The organism is Pseudomonadota bacterium (genome assembly GCA_030859565.1).
Lineage (GTDB): Bacteria > Pseudomonadota > Gammaproteobacteria > JACCXJ01 > JACCXJ01 > USCg-Taylor.
The window spans coordinates 1-9,465 of record JALZJW010000141.1 but is presented as its reverse complement, the minus strand read 5'-3'; the positions used below and the strand labels follow the sequence as shown (position 1 = coordinate 9,465).

At 58.8% G+C, this 9,465-nt stretch carries 11 protein-coding genes and 1 pseudogene; 8 read left to right on the top strand and 4 right to left on the bottom strand.

The annotated features are described in order from the left end of the window. The 3 genes from M3436_16865 to M3436_16855 form a co-directional block, all read left to right on the top strand. A partial coding sequence (locus M3436_16865) for a tyrosine-type recombinase/integrase (protein MDQ3565704.1) occupies positions 1-386 on the top strand: 386 nt, incomplete at its 5' end. A 325-nt stretch (positions 387-711) separates the two neighbouring features. Further along, entirely contained in the window at positions 712-945 is a 234-nt protein-coding gene (locus M3436_16860; protein MDQ3565703.1) for a type II toxin-antitoxin system prevent-host-death family antitoxin, read from the top strand. 17 nt (positions 946-962) lie between these two features. Next, the gene (locus M3436_16855; GenBank protein ID MDQ3565702.1) at positions 963-1,397 is read left to right on the top strand and encodes a type II toxin-antitoxin system VapC family toxin; all 435 of its coding nucleotides are present in this window, start codon (positions 963-965) and stop codon (positions 1,395-1,397) included. 144 nt (positions 1,398-1,541) lie between these two features. Here M3436_16855 and M3436_16850 read toward each other — a convergent pair whose 3' ends face one another. Further along, the gene (locus tag M3436_16850) at positions 1,542-1,898 is read right to left on the bottom strand and encodes a hypothetical protein (GenBank protein MDQ3565701.1); all 357 of its coding nucleotides are present in this window, start codon (positions 1,896-1,898) and stop codon (positions 1,542-1,544) included. A gap of 1,387 nt (positions 1,899-3,285) precedes the next feature. Between M3436_16850 and gshB the strand changes: the two genes are divergently transcribed. The 5 genes and pseudogenes from gshB to M3436_16825 all read left to right on the top strand — a co-directional run bounded on the left by gshB (position 3,286) and on the right by M3436_16825 (position 6,513). After that, a complete protein-coding gene (gene gshB / locus M3436_16845) occupies positions 3,286-4,263 on the top strand; it encodes a glutathione synthase (protein ID MDQ3565700.1) in 978 nt (325 codons plus the stop codon). 156 nt (positions 4,264-4,419) lie between these two features. Beyond that, positions 4,420-4,773: an FAD:protein FMN transferase gene (locus M3436_16840; GenBank protein ID MDQ3565699.1), complete on the top strand. Its 354-nt coding sequence runs from the start codon at positions 4,420-4,422 to the stop codon at positions 4,771-4,773. Positions 4,774-4,808: 35 nt separating this feature from the next. Continuing rightward, positions 4,809-4,904: pseudogene (locus M3436_16835) on the top strand (heptaprenyl diphosphate synthase). A gap of 79 nt (positions 4,905-4,983) precedes the next feature. After that, positions 4,984-5,946 (top strand): TonB family protein, encoded by a 963-nt coding sequence (locus M3436_16830; protein MDQ3565698.1) that lies wholly within the window; start codon positions 4,984-4,986, stop codon positions 5,944-5,946. Between the two features lie 126 nt (positions 5,947-6,072). After that, positions 6,073-6,513 (top strand): hypothetical protein, encoded by a 441-nt coding sequence (locus M3436_16825; GenBank protein MDQ3565697.1) that lies wholly within the window; start codon positions 6,073-6,075, stop codon positions 6,511-6,513. A gap of 72 nt (positions 6,514-6,585) precedes the next feature. On the opposite strand, the gene moeB is transcribed toward M3436_16825, so the two are convergent. From moeB to prfA, 3 genes are read right to left on the bottom strand one after another with little or no spacing between them, the layout of a single operon-like run. Beyond that, on the bottom strand, positions 6,586-7,347 hold the full coding sequence (gene moeB / locus M3436_16820; GenBank protein MDQ3565696.1) for a molybdopterin-synthase adenylyltransferase MoeB: 762 nt from the start codon (positions 7,345-7,347) through the stop codon (positions 6,586-6,588). A gap of 54 nt (positions 7,348-7,401) precedes the next feature. Beyond that, complete coding sequence (prmC, locus tag M3436_16815) at positions 7,402-8,271, bottom strand: peptide chain release factor N(5)-glutamine methyltransferase (protein MDQ3565695.1); 870 nt, start codon at positions 8,269-8,271, stop codon at positions 7,402-7,404. Beyond that, positions 8,264-9,346, bottom strand: coding sequence for a peptide chain release factor 1 (gene prfA, locus M3436_16810; protein ID MDQ3565694.1), 1,083 nt, complete (start codon positions 9,344-9,346; stop codon positions 8,264-8,266). The genes prmC and prfA overlap by 8 nt, the downstream gene beginning before the upstream one ends. Between the last annotated feature and the right edge of the window lie 119 nt (positions 9,347-9,465).

Here is a 9,465-nt window from a genome sequence, read left to right as displayed (position 1 = left end):
ATCTTGCTTACCTCACCGGACAGCGTCCAGCCGACACCTTGAATATGGCCGAGACCGACATTCGCGGCGGGGTGTTACATGTCCGCCAGAGTAAGCGGGGAAAGAAACTGCGCATCGCGGTCACCGGGTGCCTTGCAACGGTCATCGACCGAATCATGATACGCAAGCGTAGTTACAAGGTGCGAAGCTTTGTACTTGTATGTAAGGAGAACGGCCAGCCGCTCACCTACTATGCTTTACGCCAGCGCTTCGATAAAGCGCGCGAGAAAGCGGGGGTCAACAGTTTCGCGACCTACGCGCTAAAGCCGGCACTGACAAGGCAGAGTCTCAAGACATCCCACGCAGCCCAGAAACAACTCGGTCACAAGACCATTGTCATGACGTAGCATTAGTTTCGCGAGCGGTTGGGGGACAAAGTAGACCCCACAAAGTAGGAGTGTTTAAGGCAGTTCTTTAAAAAATTGCGGACCACATGTAAGTGAATAAATGCCACGAATGTCGTACGGTGTCTAACAGTGTCTAACGACGTCACGCAAAACTACCGCAAGGCAAGATCTTGGATCAGAGTCCCTGCCCGTGTTCACGCGAAGCACAGACCAGGCAGGATGCTCGTGACGACCACACCCTCGCACGGTTCGATTTAGTACCGAGCAGCTAGGCGTCGTGAGTCGAAAGAGATAAAATATGACCAATTAATTAGTCATAATAATTATGCGCACTGTTAGTCTTGCCGAAGCAAAGGCCCATTTGAGTGAGTTGGTCAACCGCGTCGAAAACGGCGAAGAGGTCATCATCACGCGCCACGGTCAGCCCGTGGCCCGCATAGCCGCCGTTGAGAGGCCGAAGGTTCCCATTCAGTCCCGCGCCGCTTTTCGTGCTCACATGACAGGGTGGCGCGCGCCAAGCACCGAGCTCATACGCGCGCTACGCGACGAAGAACGATAGGGCACGGCGTATCTTCCGTGCTCTACTTCGATACGAGCTTCCTGCCACCGCTCTTCGTGGACGAGAAGACCAGCCGGATAATAGAAGCGTATGTAACCACCCTTCCCGCCGGTGAGCTCTACCTTAGCCACTGGACGCGGCTTGAGTTTTCGAGCTTGGTGGCCCGCGAAGTGAGGATGCGTGGCCTGACACCCGAAGAGGGACAGGCCGTTGTCTTACAATTCGACCAGCTGGTTGAAGAATCCTATCGGGTAATCTTACCCACCGCCCTCGACTACGAGCTCGCGCGTGAATTTCTCAAGCAGTTCGCGACCAGCCTGAGCGCGGGCGATGCCCTTCATCTCGCAATCGCCAGTAATCATGGGGCCACTAAGATCCTTACCCTCGACGAGGGAATGCTCAAGGCCGGAAAACAATTAAAGCTACCCGTGTCACCGGGCATCCGCTTGTAGAAGTCCTTGGATCTGCATTCGAGAGAGTCGTAGGATCGAGGGGCGGCGCGGCATTTTATCGATCACTTATCTCCTAGATTCCGTCGCAACAAAATGCTTATGAGTTCTTGGACACGATCAGCGGGGCGACCTGGATAGCGGTGTTCATCGCGTGGTCTCCTCACCCGTGGACAAGCCCAGCAGTTCGCACAGTTTTGTTTGGGCCTCGAGGATCTGCTCGGGCCGTTCGAGCTTACGACGCAACCGCGCGACCTCGCGCTCCAAGGCTTCGTTGCGGCGCGACTCAGCCGACCTGTCGAGATGCGCGGCATAGATCTGATCGCGATCACGGATTAAATATTTGTACGGATGGTCCGACGGAATAGAGGAAACCAGCATAGGTATCGCTTCAAGATACTGCACGGTGAGCGGTATGCTCAGGCCGTCGCTGATGTGCTTGAACTCGCCGAGCATGTCCTTGGTGGGTTTGCTTAGAAGACCGAATTCGGTTTTGGTGAGCAAGCTTGGATTCGTGCCCTCCGGCGCTTTCGCGTTCGCACCGCTCGACGCAAGCTGGAGGAATTTACGCTGGTAAACCGTTGTCAGTTCGTGAATCGCGTCCTGGGTCTTGGACAGATGATTGAGCGTTTGCTGTTGAGCTTGCCACGTGTGTTCAATCCACGTGGTACCGGGAGAGCAAGTCTCTGCCCTTGCGTGTCAGGTATCCATCCTCACTGATGTAGCCAAGATGGGTCGCCAGAGAAAATACTTCTCTGGGCACACCGGCGGGCAAATAGATAGTCCCGTCACCGAACCGGTGACTGAGGATTCGTGCAAGCTCAGCTGGAGTCGGTTCCACCTGCCGCCGAGCGGTTAACGCGTTCATGCGATCATCTCCATTTCAATTTCCCTCGTCACGGTCTCTGTGTGCTGGTTGATCGTCCCCAGCTACCCTCATCCCCGAAAGGGGTAAAGGATCTCACGGGTTCCGAACAAATAAATTCCTCGTTGAAGTTAAGCCGCTTAATGTTGCATGCGTACGACAAAGCATATCAAAAATGTACCGAAGACACAACACCCGATCATGAAGCCGGGTATTGTTGATCGGTCTCTCCACGTGGATTACCCAGGATGGCGGCAGTGCTAGCCGGCAGCGGCGTGAATAGTGCCTCTCGCAGTGTTTGTGAACCATGGGGTCGTCATCACAGCCGCTAACTTATTCAACCGTCTACAGCCCTATAAAGCGTTGGTTTAGCGCTACTAAACAAACTCTTTCTTATGACATCGACATCCGAAGTCCGGAGAAACCCTCACGAGTGCCGGCAAAACCCGCGCCTTCCCGCAAAGAAAAAGACCAACAGCGAGTGATTAGCCTTGCTGGAATTGTGCTGCGCATTTAATCTCGGACCGGGCGTTACTCCGGTTTTTAGGCAACCGCTAGCGAGTCGCTGAGAAATCAGTGTAGCCTGACCGCATGGGATTCGTTCGTCAGGCCTTAAATTATTCTGTCGACCTCGTTGCGCTTAGCCGCACGCTCGTCGCAAACGGCCTACGCTTTCTAGCCCCCTGCACGAAGAGCCGTGTAGTGCTCGCGGCGGAGATTCTCTCTCTTCGAAAGCAGCTGGCGTTCTATCAAGAACGGAAACTGGTTCCACGACGCTTAGACAACGCTTCGCGCTATCTCCTCGTGCTGCTCTCGCGTTGCTTTGACTGGAAGGAGGCCCTTGTCAATGTCACACCGAAGACATTAATCGGGTGGCACCGCGTCGGGTTTGACTGTTTTGGCGTTGGAAATGCCGGCGTGGACGACCTCGGATCCCCGTAAAAGCATCTTACGGCGGCGTGGACGTTGCAACAGCTTCGAGAAGCTATTCCGTCGAGCAGAATGGGTAGAAGAGTGATGGGCAAAATGAGCATCAAGCTTGGCATCGTGATGGACCCGATTGCGGGGATCGACATCAAGAAAGACAGTAGCTTCGCCATGCTGCTCGCGGCGCAAGCGCGCGGCTGGCCGCTCTATTACATGGAGTTGGCGGATGTGTTTCTTGACAACGGCCGGGCCTTCGCTCGCATGCGGGAACTAGCGGTCGAGGACAGTCGCGATCATTGGTATCGATTTGTCCATGAGCAAACGCGGCCGGTTTCGGATCTGGATGTGGTGCTCATGCGCAAAGACCCGCCCTATAACATGGAGTATATTTATGCGACCTATCTCTTGGAGCTTGCCGAAGCGGCCGGCGTCTTGGTCGTAAACGCGCCCCGTAGCCTTCGGGACGCGAACGAAAAGCTCTTTACTTCCTGGTTTCCGCAATGCTGTCCGCCGAGCCTGGTGACCAGGAGCCGGACACGCATTAGGGAATTCCTGGAGGTACACGGCGATATCATCTTGAAGCCCCTGGATGGCATGGGGGGCGTTTCCGTCTTTCGCGTACGCGGGGGCGACCCGAACACCAACGTCATCATCGAGACCTTGACCGGCCACGGCTGCCAGTTCACGATGGCGCAGCGCTTCGTCCCGGAAATCGTAGCGGGGGATAAGCGCATCCTGCTGATCGACGGCGAACCCGTACCCTTTGCCTTGGCCCGGACCCCGGCCCCCGGCGAGACCCGCGGAAACCTGGCGGTCGGCGGCCTGAGCAAAGGCGTGGCGCTAAATGAGCGCGATTACTGGATATGCAGTCAAGTGCGGGGCGCGTTGTGCGAGAAGGGACTCGTGTTTGTCGGCCTCGATGTCATCGGCGATTATCTTACCGAGATCAACGTGACCAGTCCGACCTGTATCCGCGAGATCGATGCGCTTTATGGGCTTGATATCGGCGCTCAACTCATGGGTGCGATAGAGCGCCGGTTAAGTGTTCGCGGGCCCAGCGCTCAAAAGCACGAATAAAACGCCGCGTCTGGATTTTGGCGCTTACGCCAAGGGTTATGCCGTTGGGTCGAACCTTACGTGCCCTAGGGATTAAGAACGCGATTCTCAACGCCGGGGCGATCTGCGCGCCTACGGCCGTCGCGGGGTCCGGCCGTCATTCCGCGAGCGCCGGGGGTGTTCGCTTCGGTCGAGATTGAGACTGATGCAAGTATTCTAACGTCCGGAGATTACGAACGGTTTTTCATTTATAATCGGAAAAGATATCATCATGTGATCGACCCACGGACTGGTTATCCCATACGGAAGCGGTTTTGTGCGACGGTGATCCACCGCAGCGCGGCCATCGGCGATGCGACGGCAACCGCGCTACTGGTCGCGGGTCTCGAATTCGATTTCGCCGTGCACCTTACCTCGGCAAGCTATGTATTCACAGCGGATGGCTCGCAAGCGACGGTGATTTCGCGGCTTGCCTGCCGAACGGCGTTGCGGTCCAGGTCGTCGGAAAAGGTACGGGTTTTGATGGAATAAACTTTTGAGCGTGGAATTCGAGGTCACGAGAGGACATCCGCATCGCATGGCTAACGGCCCTGGCGTTAGGGATGTACGTTTTGGAAATAGCATTTCCCAGCCCCTTGCCCGGCTTCAAACTGGGGTTGGCCCGCTGATGAGCGCGACGCTCGTCTTCGGCCTCTTGAACGGTATAATCGCCCGCAGCATGACCCAGGTACTATTGGCCAAGTGAGCGAGACAGTCGCCTATCCCACGGTTACTCCCGCCGATCGGTTGACGCTTACACTCTGTTTTGCCCTCGTGGTGCACGCGATCGTCATCTTGGGCGTGAGCTTTGCGCCCCCGGATCGAACCGCGCCGCGTTACGATTCCCTGGACGTGATCTTAGTGCAGCAGCGTAGCGCCCGGGGACCCGATGAAGCCGATTTCCTGGCTCAAGCCAACCTAGTGGGCGGAGGAGAGAGCGAGCGCAACTTGCGTCCGGCCACACCGCTCGCCGCGCCCTTCCCCGAACGGCGCGCGGACGTCGCCGCGGCACCCCCTCCCGGAACCGTGAGCCGGCTCGAGCAAGCGGTCAAGGCAATGACCAAGGAACGTAGGGTCAAGCGCGAGGTTGCCGAGAAAAACGCGCCAAAACAACAGCGTAAAGTATTGGTCGCCGAGGCGAAATCCAACCATAAAGCGGTCGCGGAGTCCGCAAAGAAGAGCCAAGCGGTTCAGGAACCGAGTACGACGGCGCCGCCGGCGAATGCGACTATGCTGATCAGTCGGAGCCTGGCGATGGCCAGCTTGAATGCCGAGCTGGCCCAACGCTTGGAAGCACGGGCTAAGCGGCCGAAACGCAAATTTATCTCCGCCACCACGACGGAGTACCGCTACGCCGCCTATATGGAGGCGTGGCGGACCAAGGTGGAACGGGTCGGAAACCTCAATTATCCCGAGGAAGCGCGCCGCAATAAGCTCGCCGGCAGCCTGATCCTCGATGTGGCGCTGCGGGCCGATGGCTCGGTGTTTGACATCGCGGTGCGAAGGCCGTCGGGTTTTAAAGTGCTCGATGACGCGGCGATCCGGATCGTGAATCTAGCGCAACCCTTCGCGCCCTTCCCCGACAACATCAGCGGCGAGGTCGATATTCTCCACATTACGCGCAGTTGGCAATTCATGCACAACCACCGCTTATCGAGTAATTGAACGGCACCGCGAGCCTCGTCCGGTATTCAGTCTCCGTTCAGCCTCCCCCCTGTATCCTGGCGGCGTTTTATGGGCAATGCGCCCGTTGGATCGATGACAGACCAGGGTTTATTTAGGAGGTTACCGATGAAAAAATTAATGCTTGGCAGCGCAATGGCGGTAAGTTTACTCTTATTCTCGCCGGGGTTTGCGTGGGGCGGTCACCATGGTCATGGGCATCATGGCGGCGGCCACCATGGTCGTGGGCATTATGGGGGCGGTCACCATGATCATGGGCATCAAGGTCGTCATTACCGCCATCACCGCCACTATCATCACGCTCCGCGTTATTATCCGAAGTACCGTCCCCGGTACAATTACAATTATCATCGGCATAATTACTACGCCGGGCGTCCTGATTATGGTTATGGATATCGCCGGTACCATGATGGTCACTCGCCGCTCGGGATCATCCTGGGCGGGGTGGTCGGCGGTTTCTTAGGCAGTGAATTGAGTTACGGCGACCCCTTCGCCACGAGCGCCGTCGCCATCGCGGGTGGGGTGATCGGCCACGAGTTAGGCGATTAGTGGGCCGCAATGGCAGCCCGGTGATCCTCTACCGGAAACGCAGGATCGCGAGGCGAGCCACGCCCAAAAGCGCTAGGCCATGACCGGTTCCTGGCCGCCGCAGACGCGACAGCGCGGATCCTTAGCGATCCGCGCGCTGGTCCAGGTCATCGTTAAAGCATCAAGCCGGAGCAGCCGCCCGAGCAGGGGTACGCCCGCGGCCGTGAGCAGCTTGACGGTTTCGAGCGCCTGCACGCTGCCGATGATCCCCACCAAGGGCGCGATCACGCCCGATTCCGTACAAGTGTCCGCGGCCGCATCGTGGTCGTTATAAAGGCAGGCATAGCAAGGGCTGTCTGCCTGGCCCGGTTTCAACATACACACCTGCCCTGCGAATCCCATGGCGGCGCCTGAAACGAGCGGGGCTTTCGTTTCGTAGCAGGCCTGATTCAGCGCGAAACGGGTCGGGAAGTTGTCGCTGGCATCCACCACGGCGTCGACCCCGGCGATCGTTTCGGTCAACTCGCCGCTGTCCAATCGACAGCCAATCGCCGTTATTCGACAATCGGGATTCAGCGCCTGTAGGCGTTCCGCCGCGGAGTCGACCTTGAGCCGGCCGATATCCTTGGTCCCGTGGGCAATTTGACGCTGCAGATTCGCCACATCGACCCGATCAAAATCGACCAGGACGAGGTGACCTAGACCGGCGGCGGCCAAATACATGCCGGCCGCCGATCCGAGGCCGCCCAGTCCTAAGATCATCACGCTCGCGCCCAGGAGCCGCTCTTGGCCGGCGATATCGATCTCCGGCAACAGGATCTGGCGGCTGTAGCGAAGCAGTTGCAGGTCTTGCATGGCGCGAAATGAGTTCCAAAGAACAGGGCGCGATCCTGCTGAACGCCGGCGAAATCAGTCCGGCGCGGCTAAGCGCCCAACGCTTACGCGCTCATGGCCGGCATAATCGCGAACACATTGTAGCGATCGGAATCCGTGCGCGCGGAACAGAATCTCGATCGGGTTTCTTTGTTCGGCGCCGTGCTCGATCGCGAGCCAGCCGCCCGCTTGCAAACGCTCACGGGCGCCCGCGATAACGCTCTGGATCGCTTCCAGGCCGTCACGGCCTCCGTCAAGGGCGATCAAAGGCTCGAAGCGGATCTCGCCCGCGCGAAGGCGCGGGTCATCCGAGGCTACGTAAGGGGGATTCGCGACAATCAGATCAAACCGCCGCTCGGGCAACGCTCGGCACCAGTCTCCCCAGAGCAAGTTAATGCCGGAGATCCCCAGCGCTTCAGCATTGCGCCGCGCGACCACGAGGGCTTGGGGAGAAATATCGGTGGCGAACACTTCGAGCGCCGGAACTTCGCGCTTAAGGGCGAGCGCCACGGCGCCGCTGCCGGTCCCGAGATCCGCCACCGTCCGCAGGCCGTGGGTGTGAATCAGGGCGAGGGCGGTTTCGACCAGGTGCTCGGTTTCCGGACGCGGGATGAGGGTGTTTGGGTTAACCGTGATCTCGAACGACCAGAACCCATGCGATCCGGCCAAATAGGCGAGCGGAACGCCGCGGGCGCGCTCGTCGATGATCCGCCGATACCTTATTACGGCGCGCACCGGTAAGATGCGCTCGGGATAGGCGTAGAGATGGGCGCGGCTGGCGCCGAGGAGTTTAGCCAGCAACAACTCGGCGTCGAGCCGCGCCGAACTCGACGCGGCGAGCTTGCGCTCGGCCTCCGCGATGATGGACCCAATGGTTGGTGAGCGCGGCCGCTTCTGATTAAGCACCAGTAGCCGCCATCAACTCCGCCTGATGCTCGCTGATGAGCGGATCGATGACGAGGTCGATCTGTCCTTCAAGAATATCGTTAAGCTTATACAGGGTGAGATTGATGCGGTGATCGGTGAGCCGGCCTTGCGGAAAATTGTAGGTCCGGATGCGTTCGGACCGATCCCCGCTGCCGACCAGGATGCGGCGGCTCTCCGCTTGTTCCGCGCGCTGCCGTTCGCGCTCGGCGGACAGGAGCCTTGAACGCAGCAGGCCGAGCGCGCGGGCGCGGTTCTTATGCTGGGAGCGTTCTTCCTGGCACTCTACGACCAGCCCCGTCGGTAGGTGCGTGATGCGGATCGCGGAATCGGTTTTATTAACATGCTGTCCGCCGGCGCCCGACGCCCGGAACGTGTCAACGCGAAGATCGGAGGGTGAGATCTCGATGTCCGTGACCTCATCGGCTTCCGGCAGCACGGCGACCGTGCAAGCGGAGGTGTGTATGCGGCCTTGCGCCTCGGTCGCTGGCACCCGCTGCACCCGGTGCACCCCGGACTCGAATTTCAGTCTCGAGTACGCCCCCCGCCCGGCGACGCGGGCGATAATCTCCTTGTAACCCCCGCCCTCGGCGCGGCTGGCGCTGAGGATATCCATGCTCCATGACCTCAGTTCCGCGTAGCGCGTATACATCCTGAAGAGATCGCCCGCGAACAGCGCCGCCTCTCCGCCGCCGGTGCCCGCCCGCACCTCCAGGAAGATGTTGTTGTTATCCGCGGGGTCGCTCGGGAGCAAGTAGGCGTGAAGTTCCCGTTCGAGCCGCGTGTCCTTTGCCGTGGCCTCCTTCAGTTCTTCCGCGGCCAGGGCCCGCAGATCGGGATCACCATCGTTAAGTATCTCCTTGGCTGCCTCGATCGCCTTGCGGTTTTGCAGATGCTCGCCGAAACACGACACCACCGGGCTCAGCTCGGCATGTTCCCGCCCAAGCGCTCTGAAAGCCGCTTGATCGGTGATCACCCGTTGATCGGCAAGCAGGTGATCTAACTCTGACAGCCTGTCGCGCAGCCGTTCGAGTTTTATGCGCAAAGAATCCTTCATCGGCGGATGGGCACTGAAATAAAAATATCTTACTCCAGTTGCCGCCGGGCGGCCTAGCCCGCATTTCTCACCAATGTGTGGATACATGGGCTAAAGGCATTGATGAGGACATCAGAAAA